This window comes from Beggiatoa leptomitoformis, from assembly GCF_001305575.3.
In the GTDB taxonomy this organism is placed as follows: Bacteria; Pseudomonadota; Gammaproteobacteria; order Beggiatoales; family Beggiatoaceae; genus Beggiatoa; species Beggiatoa leptomitoformis.
On the sequence record NZ_CP012373.2, the window covers coordinates 28845 to 44969 of the forward strand.

Annotated in this window: 18 protein-coding genes and 3 pseudogenes; 13 read left to right on the forward strand and 8 right to left on the reverse strand. The window is 38.5% G+C overall.

Going from position 1 to position 16125, the window contains the following annotated elements; genetic code table 11:
- Positions 1-20 precede the first annotated feature (20 nt).
- The 8 genes from AL038_RS00180 to AL038_RS00215 all read left to right on the forward strand — a co-directional run bounded on the left by AL038_RS00180 (position 21) and on the right by AL038_RS00215 (position 7584).
- Entirely contained in the window at positions 21-1013 is a 993-nt protein-coding gene (locus AL038_RS00180) for a replication initiation factor domain-containing protein (protein ID WP_062147269.1), read from the forward strand.
- Positions 1010-1375: a hypothetical protein gene (locus AL038_RS00185; protein WP_062147272.1), complete on the forward strand. Its 366-nt coding sequence runs from the start codon at positions 1010-1012 to the stop codon at positions 1373-1375. Before AL038_RS00180 ends, AL038_RS00185 begins: the two co-directional genes overlap by 4 nt.
- 17 nt (positions 1376-1392) lie before the next feature.
- Complete coding sequence (locus AL038_RS00190; protein WP_062147276.1) at positions 1393-1761, forward strand: hypothetical protein; 369 nt, start codon at positions 1393-1395, stop codon at positions 1759-1761.
- 122 nt (positions 1762-1883) lie between these two features.
- Positions 1884-2180, forward strand: a complete 297-nt coding sequence (locus tag AL038_RS00195) for a hypothetical protein (protein ID WP_062147279.1) — start codon at positions 1884-1886, stop codon at positions 2178-2180.
- A 2-nt stretch (positions 2181-2182) separates the two neighbouring features.
- Complete coding sequence (locus AL038_RS00200; protein ID WP_062147281.1) at positions 2183-5524, forward strand: hypothetical protein; 3342 nt, start codon at positions 2183-2185, stop codon at positions 5522-5524.
- A gap of 3 nt (positions 5525-5527) precedes the next feature.
- Positions 5528-5866 (forward strand): DUF5455 family protein, encoded by a 339-nt coding sequence (locus AL038_RS00205; RefSeq protein ID WP_062147283.1) that lies wholly within the window; start codon positions 5528-5530, stop codon positions 5864-5866.
- A 3-nt stretch (positions 5867-5869) separates the two neighbouring features.
- On the forward strand, positions 5870-7117 hold the full coding sequence (locus tag AL038_RS00210) for a zonular occludens toxin domain-containing protein (protein WP_062147285.1): 1248 nt from the start codon (positions 5870-5872) through the stop codon (positions 7115-7117).
- Between the two features lie 194 nt (positions 7118-7311).
- The gene (locus AL038_RS00215; protein WP_062147288.1) at positions 7312-7584 is read left to right on the forward strand and encodes a hypothetical protein; all 273 of its coding nucleotides are present in this window, start codon (positions 7312-7314) and stop codon (positions 7582-7584) included.
- On the opposite strand, the gene AL038_RS00220 is transcribed toward AL038_RS00215, so the two are convergent.
- The 4 genes from AL038_RS00220 to AL038_RS00235 all read right to left on the reverse strand — a co-directional run bounded on the left by AL038_RS00220 (position 7544) and on the right by AL038_RS00235 (position 9651).
- Positions 7544-8038 carry a hypothetical protein gene (locus AL038_RS00220; protein ID WP_062147290.1) on the reverse strand — a complete coding sequence of 165 codons (495 nt, stop codon included), beginning with the start codon at positions 8036-8038 and terminating at the stop codon, positions 7544-7546. The two genes, AL038_RS00215 and AL038_RS00220, sit on opposite strands and share 41 nt — an antisense overlap.
- A 580-nt stretch (positions 8039-8618) precedes the next feature.
- Positions 8619-8924 (reverse strand): NadS family protein, encoded by a 306-nt coding sequence (gene nadS / locus AL038_RS00225; RefSeq protein ID WP_062147293.1) that lies wholly within the window; start codon positions 8922-8924, stop codon positions 8619-8621.
- Entirely contained in the window at positions 8921-9238 is a 318-nt protein-coding gene (locus AL038_RS00230; RefSeq protein ID WP_062147296.1) for a type II toxin-antitoxin system RelE/ParE family toxin, read from the reverse strand. The genes nadS and AL038_RS00230 overlap by 4 nt, the downstream gene beginning before the upstream one ends.
- Positions 9239-9306: 68 nt before the next feature.
- A complete protein-coding gene (locus AL038_RS00235; protein ID WP_062147299.1) occupies positions 9307-9651 on the reverse strand; it encodes a tyrosine-type recombinase/integrase in 345 nt (114 codons plus the stop codon).
- Positions 9652-10261: 610 nt separating this feature from the next.
- On the opposite strand from AL038_RS00235, the gene AL038_RS19000 reads away from it, so the two are divergent.
- The 5 genes and pseudogenes from AL038_RS19000 to AL038_RS18370 all read left to right on the forward strand — a co-directional run.
- Positions 10262-10363 carry a type II toxin-antitoxin system HicA family toxin gene (locus AL038_RS19000; RefSeq protein WP_474117482.1) on the forward strand — a complete coding sequence of 34 codons (102 nt, stop codon included), beginning with the start codon at positions 10262-10264 and terminating at the stop codon, positions 10361-10363.
- A 21-nt stretch (positions 10364-10384) separates the two neighbouring features.
- Positions 10385-10486 (forward strand): annotated as a pseudogene (locus AL038_RS18895) (type II toxin-antitoxin system HicA family toxin); the annotation flags it as partial.
- Positions 10487-10658: 172 nt separating this feature from the next.
- Entirely contained in the window at positions 10659-11684 is a 1026-nt protein-coding gene (locus AL038_RS00250) for a restriction endonuclease (protein WP_062147302.1), read from the forward strand.
- Between the two features lie 15 nt (positions 11685-11699).
- Positions 11700-13541, forward strand: coding sequence for an ATP-binding protein (locus tag AL038_RS00255; RefSeq protein WP_062147305.1), 1842 nt, complete (start codon positions 11700-11702; stop codon positions 13539-13541).
- Between the two features lie 69 nt (positions 13542-13610).
- Positions 13611-13709 (forward strand): annotated as a pseudogene (locus AL038_RS18370) (IS1 family transposase); the annotation flags it as partial.
- A gap of 22 nt (positions 13710-13731) precedes the next feature.
- Here the strand turns inward: AL038_RS18370 and AL038_RS00260 are convergent.
- From AL038_RS00260 to mobA, 4 genes and pseudogenes are all read right to left on the reverse strand, one after another.
- Positions 13732-14376, reverse strand: coding sequence for a L,D-transpeptidase family protein (locus AL038_RS00260; protein ID WP_201800112.1), 645 nt, complete (start codon positions 14374-14376; stop codon positions 13732-13734).
- 110 nt (positions 14377-14486) lie between these two features.
- A complete protein-coding gene (gene moaC, locus AL038_RS00265; RefSeq protein ID WP_062155271.1) occupies positions 14487-14924 on the reverse strand; it encodes a cyclic pyranopterin monophosphate synthase MoaC in 438 nt (145 codons plus the stop codon).
- Positions 14925-15053: 129 nt separating this feature from the next.
- Positions 15054-15518: pseudogene (mobB, locus tag AL038_RS00270) on the reverse strand (molybdopterin-guanine dinucleotide biosynthesis protein B); the annotation flags it as partial.
- On the reverse strand, positions 15515-16120 hold the full coding sequence (gene mobA / locus AL038_RS00275) for a molybdenum cofactor guanylyltransferase MobA (protein ID WP_062147308.1): 606 nt from the start codon (positions 16118-16120) through the stop codon (positions 15515-15517). The pseudogene mobB and the gene mobA, both read right to left, overlap by 4 nt.
- Between the last annotated feature and the right edge of the window lie 5 nt (positions 16121-16125).

The window sequence follows — 16125 nt, forward strand, 5'->3', positions numbered from 1 at the left end:
TCTAAATAGAGGTTTACAACATGTCCTATTTACCCATTATTGATTTTCTTGTTTTTTCTTTTAAACCACAAGGTGCATCTGATGAGATTGATAATTTATCAATGTCTGAGTTGCTTGAATATTGTTTGTCACTCCTTGAGCAATTTGGTTTTAAAGCCCGTTTAGTTAAACGTCCGTCTGGTATGTATAACTATCAAGAATCTTATATTGTTGAGCGTAAAACATTAGGCAATCGCTTTGATGTGGCTGGCATTATTGGGATTACTCGGGCGAAAAAAAGCGATTTTACGCAGTATAACGCGGGCTTGTTTATTAGTTTGTCTGCGGTGGGTTGTCAGCATGTGGACTTTTCGGCAATTCTGGAACGTTTAGAAATATATCAGCCCAAAATTAATCGTATTGATTTGGCTGTTGATTATCTCGACGGTAAAGTTGGCTTTGATGACATGATGCAACTTTATAATCGGGGTGCTTTTGCGGGTGCGCGTGGGGTTTATCCTCGTTTTAACACGATAGAACCTAAAGCGTTGGATGGTGAAAAAGCGGGCGGCTATACGCTTTATGTGGGTCGTCGTTCTGCTGCGCGTTTTGTGCGTTGTTACGAAAAAGCTTACCAGTTGGCAGATTGTGAGGTCGATAATCCTTTTGGTCATTGGTTTAGGGTAGAGGTAGAGGCTAGAGCCGTTAAGTGTACGATTCCCTTAGAGGCGGTTAATGCGCCTGATGCGTTTTTAACAGGTTTGTATCCACATCTTTTTAATGGGGTCACGCTTCCCCCGCCTTCTCATGTTAATCCACAAAATTTAAGCCAAGTCATCAAGCTTGGTTATGATTCTCCGCAATTTGTAGTTTCTTTGTCGCATCTTAAAAAACACGCTAAAGCAAGTTATGGCGGTTTATTCAATGTATTACGTAATGATTTAGGGGTATCAGATGCTGAAATTGTTTCTTCATTGGTTTCTCCTGAAAGAGTACCGCGTCGTTTATCGTTACCAATTGAGGGTTTTGTATGAAAGATAAATTTTTAGTGGTGTTGGCTGACCGTTTTGATGGTGAAGGTGATTCTTACGGTTCTTTGCAGGTTGTTTCTTTAAAACCGCCAACAATGCGCAAGGGTAAGTATGGGCATGAAGTCCAAAAGGTAAAATGTGAACCTGATTTAGTTGAAAAATTGGGTAAATCTGGACATTTGCCTTGTTTGTGTGAGCTTGAATTAGAAATGATTACATCAGGCGGTAAAGCGGCATTTTATGCAACGGATGGTTTTCTTATTGATTCGAGTTCGGGTCAGTTTGTGCCATTTCTTCAGGGGCTTTTTAATAAAAGTTCGGCGTTCTCTATGTCTCCCCCGCCTATTCCCGCTAAAGTTGCTTAGTGTTACCAATTGGATACATGAAAGCGTTTTTATTTTTGCTTTTGTTTTTCAGTTTGCCCCTTGAGGCTTGTACGGCTGTACGTGGCAATCTGACGGATACGCAAGTGACAACGGGCTTATATGCCATTTGTGCTAGTCGTTTTGAGGGGTTTGACCCGTCTTATTGTCAGTTGTACGCCACTAAACACTACGATATGCAGGGGTGTATTTCTGCGTTATCTGCACCTTATGGCTTTGTTGCTTATGCGTCGGTGTTTGGTGAATTGGTAGAGCCTGTTTTATCTGACATTCAATTGCTTAATAACATTAATCAGGTTTTACAAGTGGGCTTAATGGTTTTTAGCCTCTTTGGTGGATTTGCCACTGGTTTGTTGTTGCGGTGGTAAAGGGTGGGGAAAATGCTCGACGTTCCTGTGTTGGTGGGTTATTGCCTAAGTTTATTTGGGCTTGGCTTTTCCTCTGGTTATTTTATTTTGGCGTTTATTCAATTTATTAGGAGTATTCATTAATGAATTTAGCAACTGAGCCGTTCATTGCTTTGTGGAGAACTCCACGCGATTTTAAGGCGGGGTTTTTTACGGGTGCGTTATCTCTTGTCGCATTGGTGGGGGTTCTTTGGTTATCAGCCATGTTGTTGTTGTCGCCTGCTAGTGCGGCGTTAGACCCTGCTGTTGGGCTGGCATTTACTCAAATGACGGCGGATTTTGATTCTTTATTAGTATTGGCATGGCCGTTTATTGCTGCGGTTGTCAGTGGTATGTGGGTAATTGGTATTTTCATTCGCTTGGTTTATAAGGCGGGTTAATCATGTTTAAGGGCATTGCAATTTTAACTTTGATTTTTAGCATGGTTGCAATGCCTGCTTATGCGGCTAGTTATTCTGATGCTTTGCAACAATGTAAGAATTATGGTCTTAACTATTTGCAGCCTCTTTGTAATGGTAGTTCTATTGAGCAAAATGATGTTAGTTATTCAACCTCTTCTGTGGGTGGCGTTAGAGTTTGGCAAGCTGTTTGTTATGGTGTTGATGCTTTTGCCTGTGCTGTCGATAATGATTTAGGTGATTACATTTTGGGTGGTGGTGGTCATAGTTGCTGGGTTTATGATTATTATAAGATGCACAATCAAAAGTGGGTTTATGATTGTCCGCCTCCTAGTAATTCTAATGATTCTGATACTGATTCGGGTTCTGCTGTTCCGTTTAATAATCAGTATTGTGTTGCTAATCCTACGCCAACGGGTACGGATACAGATAAGCCTTATTGTGCTTGTTTACATACTTCTTTTTCTAGTAATCCTGATGAATGCAGTTGTATGTATGACAATAGAACTTGTACCTCTCCAGATGTTTCTGATGTTTCTAATTCAACTCCCGCAACGTGTCAACAATTGAATGTAAATGGCGTTATCTCTTTTTGTAAGGGGGCGGGAGATTGTGGCTATACAACTTCATCTTGTACAACAAAAGAAGACAATACGTCTGATGATGCGTGTATGGCGATAATTAATAAAGATTATGATTATAATTGTATGGATACAACTGATGCTTGTTCGGGGACAAAACAGACTACGTTAGAGGGTCAATGTGAGGAAGTTTGTAAAATCGCGGGGCGTAGTTTTTATCATTGGCGATATTGGAATGAAACGGAATGGGTCGACACTTGTAAAAAAGAATCTCAAGATGACAGTATTCCTGATTGTCCTGCTGGTCAGCATTGGGAAACGATGGGAACTCAGGAAACCTCGCATTGCGTTGATGATGGTGATGTAGCGCAAGAAGTGCCTGACCCGCCCGAATTACCGCCTGATGATGTTGCTGAGGTTGCCGATGAATTGCCTGATGCACCGTGTCGGTCTGCCAGTGAATGCCCTAGTGGTGAGGGGTATTGTGGCAAGGATATGAAATATTGCGATTGGCTTACATATAAACAAGGTGCTGAATTTATTCATTTAACGGAAACGGGTAATTCAACGTTGAGCCAGTTATTAACGCAGACTTATGTGAATGGTTCAGCTTCTTCTGCGGGTTTATCAGGTATTAGTCAACAAATGGAAAGCGTCATTAATAAATCTTCTGAGTCTGTGACTTTGTTGACTGATATGAAGCAACAAAATGGAAAAATGTTAGATTCATCTGAGGAAATATCTGGTGTTTTATCCGCTATAAAGGACAAGTTACCTGAAGATTATTCTCCTTATTTTTTAGAACAACGCCAACACAATGCATCAGCTATTAGAACAGCTCAGGATAGTTTAGCGGTTTCTCAAGACATAAAAACAATTAATTCTCAGATAAAAACTTCTATGGATGCACAAACAGCGGAATATGTTCGGGCTAAAGAGCAAACCCTTGCAAGTATGCAAAAACAACTTGAATCGCAAGATTTAGGTAATAAACAACGTGAGGCAATAGGAAAGGATGTAAAAGGACTTTCTACCCAATTGGAATCGATTAAAGAGGGTCTTGAAAGTGGTCGCCTTGACATAAGAGACTTAAAAGATTATGCGGAGGTAACAGGCAATAACACTAAAGCAACAGCAGATAACACTAAAGCGGTTTCTGACAAAATGGATAATTTAAAGGTCAGTACCGATAAGGTTGGAACGGATACGGGCAAAATATCAACAAATACAGATAAGATTGGAACAGATACGGGCAAAATATCGACGGGTATAGATAAGGTTGGAACGGATACGGGCAAAATATCGACGGGTATAGATAAGATTGGAACGGATACGGGCAAAATATCAACAAATACAGATAAGATTGGAACAGATACGGGCAAAATATCGACGGGTGTTGGTCAAGCTGTTGATGCGCTCGGTAAGGTTGTTGATGCAACTGAAAAACTTGTTTCGTTAGCTGATGGTGATTGTACGCGTAGTTATTCATCGGGTGGGGTTTTTGGGGTGGGGTCTATTGGTCATTCTGATGGAACAGCTACATTTTGGACGGGACAGCCTGCGGATGGTTGCGCTGTTTTTGATATTTATCTTTATCGTTTAATTAGAGAGCAAATTTTGCCAGAGTTAACTAAACAAGTAGATAAATTAACCTCTATAGACAATAAGATAAAAGAACCTTGTGGTTCTATACAATCAAAATGTAAAGTTGAAGATGATGAGTTAATTAAAGATTTAAAGGCATTGGAAAAAGTTGTATCTGCTCAAGCGGATAATGTCGAGCTTATATTAAAAGAATCTAAGGATATATCGGAAACGTTGGGTTATGTTGATGTAACTTTGAAAGATATGCAAAAAATGGTTAAGGATTCTTGTTTAGTTTCAGTGATTATTGAATGTAAAGTTTATGATAAAAGAGTGCATGAAGAATTGCAGAGTATGCACCAAACCGTGAAAGATTATTTTAAAGATCGTCGAGAATGCGGTTTTTCTGACACTGCGCCCTGTCGTGTCAGCAATAAAGATTTAGAAGATTATCTACATACTACGATTACGCCTACGTTAATTCAAATTAGAGATAATACGGCGGAATTGCGAATTATTACCACAAAACTATCTCCCATAGATGACAATATCCGTATTTTAAAAGAATGTGCAACGGGTGCGGGGTGTAAAGTATCTGATGAAGAAACTCATAAAAAATTAGCTGAAATTGAGGAGGCTTTAGATGATTTGCCTAGTTGTTCACCGCTAGAACCCTGTTACACAATGGAACTTATCGCACCTGAAATAATTGACGCAATAGCGGTTATTGATACGGAGGTTCGCACTTTAAGCACTAAATTAGCAGACACTTCTGGCAGTATTTTAAAAGATTTGGACGTTATCGGTAAAAGCCCTGCGGGTGCATTGTCGACCGGTGGTTCTTGTGCGGCTGTTAAAATTACTGGGATTACAGATATTACAGTGGGCGACCCTGCCATTGCGACCGTTACAATTCCATTTTATAGCTGGACTACCAGCATTATGGGGGCGTTGCCTATAGGCATGTTAGATGAGGGGTGTACTTGTACTGACCCTGTATGGCTAACGCCACACGGTGAAAATTGGGGCAAGGGTATGTGTGAGAGATTTGAACTATTCAGAACTATTTTAAGTTGGGTGTTGGCCGTTTATACCTGTTTTACAATTTGGAATTTATTAATGGCTGAGTTAGGCCGTTCAATCAATGTGGTGAAGGGGTAAACGGTGGGCGCAATTTTTAAGGCTATACATGACGCAATAGCTGATTTTCATAGAAATTATATACTGGCTCTCATGGCGGGTTATAAACGTCATATTGCTTGGCTTATTGCGTGGGTTATGTTGACAACGGCTATTATTAATCTTGTTTTATCTGTTTTCTCTCTGCTTTATGTCACTACACCGTCAGGCGTTAAAATGGCCATCGGTTTGATTTCTCCACCGAATTTAATTGCTTGTATCTCTGCAATCGCTGCTATTAAACTCATTTTATTAATTTATCGCTATAAGTTAGCGGTTGCTGCGCGCATGGCTGCACGGGCGGCTGCTTCTGCTAGTCCTTAAATAATGGATATTGTCTATCAAGGTACAAAACGTTCAGGCAAGTCTAAACACGCTATAGAACGGGTAAAACGTTATCTCTCTAAAGGTCGGCGGGTTCTCACTAATATTGATGTTTATGTTGAGCATTTAGCACTCCCGAAAAATTTAAAATATAACGATTTATTGCTGCGTATTTCTGACGTTCCCACTGCGGAGATGTTGGACAATTTAGGGCATGGTTATTTAAGAGATAAACAGAATCAGCCTTTATTTTTTGGCGTGCCATTGTCCACTAATTTTGTTCTTTCTGAAGACAATTACAGCGATGATAACAACGGGCTGTTAATTATTGATGAGGCTGCTTTATCGTTTGATTCGCGTAAATGGCAAGGGGATGATAGGGAAAAACTTTTACAATGGGTTATCCATTCAGGCAAATATGGCTGGAACGTTATTTATATTATTCATGACCTTTCCACGCTCGATAAGCGCATTCGTGAACAATACATAGACCAGATTGTTGTTCATAAGAATTTTAAAAATTTAGTTCCTGAAGACTCTCGCCATTTTTTCCCAGAATTTCATGTTGCTATTACGTATTCTGATGCTTCAAAAATAGGCACGAAAACAGGTAGGAAAGGACGCAAGTTTTTTCGTTCTGCTTGGACACATAAAGCTTATAACACTCGGCAACGTTTTCTTGCCCCTGATATGGAACAATTAAACGGCGTGGATATGCGTTCTTTCTATACCGTTTTGCCGCCGCAATATCTGGGTAAGAAATCGACACATCACTTTCAATTTTCCTTCGCCACTATGTTTAATTTGATACCTGTTATCGTGTTTATCGCTTCTATGTTTTGGCTTTATTCTTCATGGAACGGCGATAAAAAAGAGGATGCTGCTGCTATTCCCGTTAAAACGCAACAAGTTCAACACTGCGATATATTTGCCAGTGCGGAGCATGTACCTTCGTTTGCGCGTATTTATGATAAAGATTTTCTTGTGCAAATGATGCGCGTTTATCAAGTACGTGTTTTAAACCTGTTTGATTTTGCAGGTCGTCCAAAATTTACGCTGGTTTTTGAAGACAATGGCAAACCTAAAGACCAAACGACTGACCAAGAGTTAGCACAGTACGGCTGGCAATCGTTCTATTGGCGGGGCGGGGTTGCATTAACGCGTGGGGATATTTGGGTTATGTTACAGGCAACAATTCCCGATTCAACAGTTAAAAAAGAAGAAAAATCACCGTTCCCGATTAGTTTTTAAAACTTGAAAGGAAAAATATATGTGTAATGATGCAAGAGAACAGGGCGATTTGCTGAAGAGGGTTATTGTATTAGAAAGGTCACTTATTACAATCCGTGAACTGTTACAGCTTAATATAATGATTTTATTCTTTTTATTTTTGCATGAATTGTGGGACTTTCTTTTGCCTACCATTTCATAGAAAGGAAAAATATATGCGCAATGATGCAAGAGAACAGCACGATATGCAGGCTCTTTTAACGTTAATAGGACATTGCCGCAGCAGCCCTATTTTTTTTATTAAGTTCATGATTAAGCCATTATATATAGACCATCCAACAATTAAAGCCATTCCTGAGATAGAACGGATAATTAAGGACGGGTTTCCGATTCCTTACGTAGCGGATTCAGGGTTAAAGCTAGAACAGCAATTTGCACTTGAATTACTTAATCAGCTAGAGGCTTATCTTGAGGCACGTTTGCATTAACGACGCTTTCTAGTTCTGCCAATAATTTCCGTGCATGTTCCCAACGTGGTGAGGTTGGATGTGATTTTGTCTTAAAGGTCGCTAAAACCGTTTTTAAGCCATTCAATTTTGTTTCCGCGTTCTCCAGTGACCGCTTGCACGTTTCCAGCTCGTTTTGCAGTTCTCCCGCTTTCTCTTCCTTCTCTTTTAACTCGTTTTCCAGCTTCACAAGCTGAACATTTTCGACAAGGCTTAATTGTCCCTCTGGCGCGGTTATCTCTGCGTGGGTTTCCGTTTTGACCAGTGTCAATTGCACAGGTTCGCGTTGGCGTGGGATTCCTAAATATTCTGCAATCATTTCTAACACCTTTTCGGCTTTATCTGCTGGGACTGTGCGTAGGTATTCCTCTATTTCAGCAGTACGAGAAACAGGGATTCTAAGGGTTTTAGTGGCTTCACGATTGTAGGCTTTCATGTTGGAAACTCCACGCTATTAGTTGATTTCAATAACATTATAGCGTTTTTCAAGCCCTTTTTCAATCGAAATATTACATTAAACTGCTGAATTACAACATTATTTTACAAGATGATGGCCTGCTTTTTGCAATTTTACCTTTTACAGATAGGTTTTAGGTTTTTTCTTTTATTTATTTTATGCTTATTCTTTTCAAAGTAGCACGCTGTAGACTATTTTTCGCGGGTAGGATTTATCAGGCTTAATGAGATATTTTCGCGAAAATAGACGGAAGCGGTGGGGGTAGTGCGTGTAAACGCACGAAGGGGGGAGAGTTCCTTCCCCCTTACACGAGCGAGCGAGTGTTATCTCAGGACGTATGCGCTAAGTTTCTTCTGTACATTCTTAGGACGGGCTTATTGAAAGCAATCAGATTGCACATGCTGAGATGTTGCCGTTGTTTGCCTTTGGTTGCCGTTCAGAAAGCAACGGGGTTCTATCAAACATAAATATCTTTTAAGCATTAATGTAGTTCTAGCTTTGACGAACAGCTTAATAGTTGAGGAAGTACAGACGAGAAAAGAGAGTGGTTTTAACAAAATTAAGCTTTTGATAAAAACTGGCTTTTTAAGAGAGCAACACTTTTAGGGTCAGCCTCAAGAATTCTTAATAACGCACGTGCTGAACCTGTTGGATGTCGACGACCTTGCTCCCAATTTTCCAAAGTACGTTTGCTTACGCCTATCGCATCAGCAAAACGACTTTGAGTTAGCCCCGTTTTAGCACGAATCGCTTTCACGATGGGTTCTTCAAAATTAGTTACCTGTTGCGAATTCATTTTGCCTTGAATAATCTCATCCGCTTGGGTGACGCTTTCCATCAATTGGTTAAATAATTCATCTTTCATAATGACCACTTCTCTACAATTTGCTTCAGTGAGGCTATTTGTGCATCGGTTAAGTTATCTTGTTCATTTTTAGGATAAACAAGTAACATATACAATTGGTTATCTTGAGACATCCAGTAATAGATAATCCTTACACCGCCACTTTTACCACGTCCTTCTAACGCCCAACGTATTTTTCTAAGTCCACCACTATTTTTAATTAAAACACCTCTCTCTGGGCGGTTGATTAAAGCCTCTTGCAAGTCCTTATATTCATCATCGCTCATTAATGCTTTAATAAGTTTCGTAAAAATGGGGGGTTCTATAATTACCATAGGTACATTATACGTCAGTGACGTAGTTTTTAAAAACTAACATACTTAAAGATATGTTAAGGGTTTAATTATTTACACTGTTTTTCTCTACCCGCAGAGAATCCTAAAACAACTAAATATTCGATGTAATAGAAAAGAACAACAAAGAAGGTACGGCGTAAGGTGTGAGGCGTACAATCCACAATTCCCGCTAACCGACAAACACTTGCAAAACTGTGCTTAATATCCCGAATCGCCCGCCCCTCAATCTGAAATACAAACCGTCCATTTCTACATCGCTGCAGTTCAGACAAGGCAATCTGATTTAAAGGCACGGTTCGGGGCTTCCCTGATTTTGTTTTGTGCAAGCGTAAACTCTGTGTATCCCGATTAAACTGTGTCCACGACAAAGTTAATAACGCCTGTTTACGCATATTGTTATATGATTTCTGTCAGGGTTAAGGCTTGGAGTTCGTACAGGGTGTATTGGTTGCTATATCACTTAATAATTGAGATAGAAATAATCTCATTTGCGCTTAAATCCACGTTGGTTTTATCAAGAGGTGGATTTTCCGAATTCGGCTAAACACAGACTACTAATAACTGATATAACTAAATACTGTTTTTTGACTGATTATTGTTGTGTGGATTTTCTTTTGTTTTGCAGGTTCACTGTTGAGATACACAAAAGGGGTGCTACGCATGGCCTCTTCAAGTCAAAATCAAAATAAGTTTGTTAGGGAAAAGATAAAACCCGTTCGTAATTCTCAATAGGGAACATTGGGATCATGATTAAAGGACAACAGGCTGTTGTCCCTAATTGGAGACATGATGGAAACACTTATCAGACTGCATATAGAAAAACTTCCCGAAGGCTATTACTTAGCGACCTCAAAAGACGTGTAAGGTCTAGTTACTCAAGCTGAGACATTAGAGGAGACAATCATGATTGCTCAAGATGTCGCAAAGTGTCTATTGCAAGCACAAGCGCAAAATATCCGTAAGATTCCAGCCTTTGATTGCGCTTTAGTGATTGGAGTATAAATGGGACGGTTATTAGGCTTTAAATATCGTGAAATAGTCAGTCGATTAAGTACATTAGGCTTTGAACTTCACCGCCAAGCAGCAGGAGGTCATGAGATTTAGTACAACGCCACAACAAATCGTTACACCACTATCCCAAACCACACAGGCGATATGCCCGAGGGAACATTAAAAGCAATTTTGACACAAGCGGGTATTAGTACGGCGGCGTTTTTGAAGAAGTAATGATACTGCCGTTAAAAAAACCGACTTTTTAGGATAAAACTCTTTTGGAAAAAATTAATTGTCCTCAATTGATTACATCTTGCATCAACTTTAACTCTATGAGATAGTTATTAAACGCTTCAACACTGTAAAAAAAGAAAAAACACTCTACAAAGCGGATTAAGGAACAATCATGGAAATAAAATTGACAGATAAGATGGCTATTGAAATTCTTAGCCGTTTTTCAGAGCAAGAGCGAGGACAAACTGCTGCGAAGTATATTATTCTTGGAGATGCAGTTATCAACTACGCTCAATTAACAACTAATCAACAGAGCATTCAAGAGCATTTTACACCAATCACCGACAAACTTGTTCATCAGGTTAGTTCTGTTACCACTGCTCTTTCTCATCAAATGGAACTGATGGGTAAGCATTTGGAGGGAACAATTCCACAAACCGTAAGTACTGAACTGAATAAACTTACCCCACCAATTGAAAAGTTAAACAGTATTGCTACTTTGTTGAATCAATTACATGAAACATTGAGCAACACTATTTCCGCTGTATCTAAACCTGCTAAAAAAGGCTCTTTATCTTGTGAAGTTATTTTTGAGTCGTTGAAAACATATTTCAGGGATGATTCCTTTGAGTATGTATCCTCAAAAGCAAGATTTACTGATATTGTTGCTACTCCAGATTCATTTAAACATCGTATCTTTATTGAAGTTAAAGATTACACAAAAACAGTTCCTTCTGACGAAGTACAAAAATTTTGGCGTGACTTAGACTCACAACAGGTCAGCCTTGGTTGTTTTATATCATTGCATACAGATATTTCAAACGTTACTGGTGATTTTAAGATAATAAGTAATGGAAGCAAAATAGGGGTTTTTGTTGTTTCTGATTTAATGGGGGGGCAAGGACATTTATGGGCATATGGAACTGCACGTAAGATTTTAGAAGTAATGCTTCCGCAGGCTATAGAAACAAATCAAACAGAACAAGCCGCTTGGATTGCCAATTTGCTTAATAATCGTTTGCTAGAGTTAAAAAATAACGTACAGGATTTTGAGAAGATTCAAAATGACTTAGAAAAGACTAAAGATACAGTTGAGAAGAGTTTATCTAGTGTTATTAAAAAAATAACGGAGTTAAGAGCGAAACTAGATACAACAATTGAGATGGCATTACATGATTTTCCACATAATGATAATTAACTAAAGGTGTTTAACATGAAACTTGTACAAGTACGATTACGGAATTTTCGCTCTTATAAGGAAGAAGTAACAATTGATATTGAAAAAAAAATAACAGCCCTTTTGGGCTGTAATGATGCTGGAAAATCTACAGTTTTAGATGCATTAGACATTTTTTTTAACGACGTGCCTTTAGATAAACATGATGCTTGTAAGACTGGTGATGCCCAAGATGTTGCAATTATTTGCGTTTTTGATGAACTACCAGAATCTATTGTATTAGACGAGGAGGCATCAACAACGTTACAAGTTGAGTATTTATTGAATTTAAATAAGCAATTGGAAATACACAAAACTTTTGATGCTTCTTTAGAAAAACCTAAATCTAAATTCGAATTGAAAGCTTTTCATCCCACTCATGAGAATGCTAAAGATTTAATTACACTAACTAATGACAAATTAAAGAAACGTGCTAGGGAGGCTGGAGTTTCGGCTGATGATGAACGGTGTAATTCGTCTCTTCGTCGTGCTATTCGTGATCAAATAGGGGAAACTCAGCTTCAGTTAGATGAACAGTTAATTTCATTAGCTGATGGAAATGCTAAAAAAATTTGGGGAAATATTCAAAGTAAACTCCCTTTATTTGCATTATTTAAGTCAGATCGTCCTAGTAATGATCAAGATGCGGAAGCACAAGACCCTTTAACAATTGCAATTAAAGAAGCACTTAAAACTAAGACAAATGAGTTAGACGCTATTTCTGAGTTTGTAAAAGATGAAGTGAGTAAAGTTACTCAACGCACATTAGATAAACTTTGTGAACTAGATGATAATCTTGCTACTACTCTTAAACCTCAGTTTTCTGATTTTAAACTTGATAAGTGGGCTAGTGTGTTTAAGACAAGTATTATCGGTGATAATGATATTCCCATTAATAAACGCGGAAGTGGTGTAAGAAGATTAATTCTACTAAGTTTTTTCAGAGCTAAAGCTGAATTATCAGAAGGAGAAAATAGCGTTATTTACGCTATTGAAGAGCCTGAAACTAGCCAACACCCTAACTATCAACGGCTTTTATTTGAGGCACTATCTGAGTTATCTAGTATGAATCAAATTTTGATTACAACTCACACGCCTGTTTTAGCTCGGTTGCTTGATACAACGGCTATGCGTTTTATACATCAAGACCAAGAAAGTGGTAAAAAATGCATAAATAAAGGTGGAACCGATGAGATTAATCACAAAATTGTAAGAACTTTAGGTATTTTGCCCGAACACAATGTTAAATTGTTCATTATGGTAGAGGGAAGAACAGACATTGACTTTTTAAAACAGATGTCTTTCGTTTTAAGAAGAGAGCATGAAGAAAAAATACCAGATTTACAATCGCTTGATGATAGCGGACAAATAGTATTTATTCCCATTGGTGGTTTTCGTAGTATGGATTTATGGATTTGTAGATTAGAAGGATTTTCTCGTCCAGAATTTCATTTATATGATAAGGATGAAAAGAAACCAGATATTTATCTTAAGTGTGTAGAGGAAATAAACAAACGTCCTAATTGTAGCGCTCAGTTTACTGAAAAAAAAGAGATTGAATGTTATATTCATAGCCAAGCTATCAATAAAGCTCTTTCTGCGAAAGCGGTTAACGTTAGCTTTTCTCAACAAGAGATAACTAATTGTAATGAAAAAATAAATTGTTTTATTGCAGGGAGAATAAATAAGGAGGGATGGAAGAAAAATCTTGTGAAAATTTTTCTTTGTAAAGAAGCCACAAATAATATGACGGTAGATTTACTTAAAGAGATAGATGCTTATGACGAGGTCATTAAGTGGTTTCAAACGATGAATACCTTAATTACCTCTAATAAGTAGTACTAGTCCAGAAATTAATAACCGACTGTCTCATGCGATTTTTTTAAAACTGCGAGCCTTAAAGATACCATCGTGAGGAAAACCTTATCTTTCTCCAAGAAGATAGAAAATTATATCGGGGCTATCATTTTTTTCATTAATGATTACAACAAAGCATTATTTTTTTAGCACTACTAATTAAAGAAATCCATTAAGAAGCCTCAAAAATATAAAGACTGTTTTTAACTTTTACATTAGGGGGACGTTGATATTGTTCAAAAAAATCATAGCCTGCTTTTAAATTAAGCCAAAAAGCTGACCAAACAGAATTGGCGTGTGATTGTAGGTTTTCTTCCGTCATGCGGAAAGGGAAAATATGCACACGAAAAAAGCTTTGTCCCTTTTGTAAGGCAACGTCTGCAAGTGTGTAAATTTCTTCAATAAAAGGGTCTGTCATTGCGTAACAGCCTATCGAGACACAGCCACCGTGTACCATTAGCGCGCTACCTGTCCATTTTTTTGCGCGGTCATAATCGTTTGGAAAACCAAGGTTAAAGGCTAAATGATATTGGCTGTTGGGATTCATTTGTGCGGGGGTTACAAAATAAAAACCTTCTGGACTTTGTTTATCGCCTTCGCGTTTTTTACTGCCTAATTCGCCTGAATAAGTGCAAATGGGATAGGTTTTAAATAAAACAAATTCATTATTTTTTTCTAGCCAAACTTCTAGTTGTTTTTCTTGTTTAAAAATGCGAATAAAAATCGGCGTACCCCATGTTAGCCCTTTTTCCTGTATGGCAATTTGTAGTTTTTCTATTATTTCAGGAGAAATTCTATTTTCTGTGTTATTTGCCATTTTTGTCTCATTCATAAAAAACCAATAGGCCCATGCAATGAGAAATAACAATAAGATGTAACGTAAGGTTTTTGGACGATGCGTTGTAAATGCTGACTTTTTACGTAACCTTATCTGTTGCGCTCCCATAATCCTGATTTACCGCCTGCTTTTTTTATAAGTTGTACATGTTCTATTGTCATGCCTCGATCAACGGCTTTGCACATATCATAAACAGTTAGGAGTGCGATTTGTACTGCCATGAGTGCCTCCATTTCTACTCCTGTTTGTCCTTGTGTTTTAACCGTTGCTTGACAATAAATTGCGCGTTTTTCAGGTAGGGCTTCTAAATCCACCGTGACATTGCTTAACATTAAGGGGTGACACAGTGGAATTAAATCGCTGGTTTTTTTACTCGCCATGATGCCTGCAATACGGGCAATGCCTAATACGTCGCCTTTCTTATGCCCGTTTGTCATGATGAGTTCTAACGTACTGGTTTGCATGGTAATAAACCCTTCGGCTATCGCTGTCCGTTGTGTGCTGGCTTTTTCGCCAACATCTACCATTTGGGCTTCGCCAGCGGCGTTAAAATGCGTTAATACGGATAAGGGTTGTTTTGATGATAGTATTTTATTTTTAATGAAGTTTGCAATTTCATCAGGTTGGTTAATATCTAATAGGGGTAGGGCAACAGTGATTGTTAAGGGTGCGTCACAAGCAATAGCAATAATGGTTTTATCTTCAGGAAAAAGAAGCGGTTTATGTAAACTAGGGCGATGAAGTTCTATTTTAGGAAAAGATTCATGTTTAAAGCCTTCTACCAGTATTAAATCTAATTCCTTTTGATTTAAATGGGCTAGAACCTGTTGTAAATTGGGTTCATTGTGTTGTTCTTCGGTTTCAGTCATCAATGCCCAGCGTTGTCGTGAGGCAATTAGCAGTTGTGTGACTCCGCCTTCTTTACGCAGTCTATAACTGTCTTTGCCCTCATGGTCTATATCAAACTGGTGGTGTGCGTGTTTTATTACGCCCACACGTAAACCACTTGCTTTGAGTAAGGGTAAGATTTTTAATAGTAAAGTTGTTTTTCCTGTGCCACTGAAGGCGGCAAAACCAATGAGGGGAATTTGGGCGAGTGGGGAATGTGAGAAGGCGGTCATTGTTGTAAACGGTGTAAAAGAGTTTGTTTTTCTTCGGGGGTATTAATATTTAAAAAAGTATCAGGCACATCAGAAAAATCAACCGTTATCACGGCTTGCGATGCATACCAGCGTTCTACTTTACGTTCACCATTGGCTAAAAATTGCCGTAATGCGGTGAGTAAATCCCGTTTTATCAATACAAAAACAGGTTGTAACCGTTGATTATCACTGGCAATACTAATGTCTGCTTGATTTTGTACTAATGCGCTATAAAGGCGTTGAGCAAGAGAGCTGGTTAATAAAGGGGAATCACAGGGGACAAACAAAACATAATCGGTCTGTGCGTTATGCAGTCCACTCAACATCCCTGCTAAAGGGCCTTCATAATTACCGTAGTTATCTGCAATCACAGGACATTGTCCTAGATGAGCATATTCTGTTTGATGCCGATTGGCGTTGATAAATAAGCTCGCAACTTGTGGACGCAAGGCATCGATAACATACTCAATCATTTTTCTATCGTTCAAATCGACTAGGCCTTTATCTTGCCCGCCCATCCGTACTGCCCGCCCTCCCGCAAGGATGACACCTGTAATGTATTGCTGATAATCTGTGTCCATAAGTT